2 protein-coding genes and 1 pseudogene are annotated in these 1,114 nt (G+C 59.4%); all 3 read left to right on the top strand.

The window, feature by feature from the left end:
• Window positions 1-195 (top strand): annotated as a pseudogene (locus SOR61_RS10190) (hypothetical protein); the annotation flags it as partial.
• Between the two features lie 5 nt (window positions 196-200).
• Entirely contained in the window at window positions 201-404 is a 204-nt protein-coding gene (locus SOR61_RS10185; protein WP_320612551.1) for a holin, read from the top strand.
• 48 nt (window positions 405-452) lie between these two features.
• A partial coding sequence (locus tag SOR61_RS10180) for a peptidoglycan recognition family protein (protein ID WP_320612550.1) occupies window positions 453-1,114 on the top strand: 662 nt, incomplete at its 3' end.

Here is a 1,114-nt window from a genome sequence, read left to right as displayed (position 1 = left end):
GTCACCGGGCTTAAGGTCCTCATGACCTACCGGGTGCGGCGAAACGTGGAACGGTGCGTGGACCGAGGAAACGTGTCGTTGGATGAGAAGGAAGACGTGAAGGAGATGTTCCAGGCCTACAAGGCCCTGGGCGGCAACGGGCATCTGGATACCGCTATGGCAGAGGTGGACCGGCTGCCGATTAGAAAGGAGTAACGAGGATGAATAAGAAATGGTTCAAGGCTGCGGGTATCCGCGCCATCAAGACTGTATGCCAGACGGCGGTGGCCCTGATCCCTGCCGGGGTGATGCTCACCGAGGTGAGCTGGCTGACTGTGGCAGGCACGGCAGTGCTGGCAGGCATTGTGTCCCTGCTGACCAGCGTGGCGGGGCTGCCGGAGGTGGAGACGGATGGAACTGCATAAGCAGTACTGCACTGCACCAAGAACGAGTGCTACCGCCGCGCCCGAGCCATGACCCCCAGGGGCATCATGGTCCACTCCACCGGAGCCAATAATCCCAATCTGTGGCGATACGTCCAGCCGGATGACGGCCTCATTGGTGTAAACCGGCACGGCAACTCCTTCAACGAATTCCACCCAGGCGGGCGGCAGGTCTGTGCCCACGCCTTCATTGGCAGGAAAAAGGACGGCGGCATTGCCACCTATCAGATCATGCCGTGGAACTGGGAGGCGTGGCACTCCGGTAAGGGCCGTCATGGCTCCGCCTGGCGCATGGGCTACATCGGCTTTGAGATCTGCGAGGACGGTCTTACCGACCGGGATTATTTTAAGGCCGTGTATCGGGAGGCGGTGGAGCTGTGCGCCTATCTGTGCGGGATGTTCGGCCTGGATCCGGTGAAGGACATCATCTGCCACAGTGAGGGCTATGTGAAGGGAATCGCCTCCGCCCATGCGGATGTGATGCACTGGTTCCCGCAGCATGGGAAGAGCATGGACATTTTCCGTGCAGATGTTCAGAAGGAAATGTGCAAGAGAAAGGAGCCGGACATGGACGAGCTGAAAGTCAGACAGATTGTAGATGATGAGCTGCTGAAAGGCACCGTGGTGTATGAGACCCTCCAGGAGGTGCCTGCGTGGGGCCGGGAGACCGTCAAGAAGCTGGTAGACAAGAA

It is taken from the genome of Evtepia sp., from assembly GCF_034090835.1.
GTDB lineage: Bacteria > Bacillota > Clostridia > Oscillospirales > Oscillospiraceae > Evtepia.
This window is presented reverse-complemented; position numbering and strand designations above follow the sequence as displayed.

Coding starts and splice junctions, on each gene's coding strand:
- SOR61_RS10185 (WP_320612551.1), top strand. CDS start 201: ATGAATAAGAAATGGTTCAAGGCTGCGGGTATCCGCGCCATCAAGACT.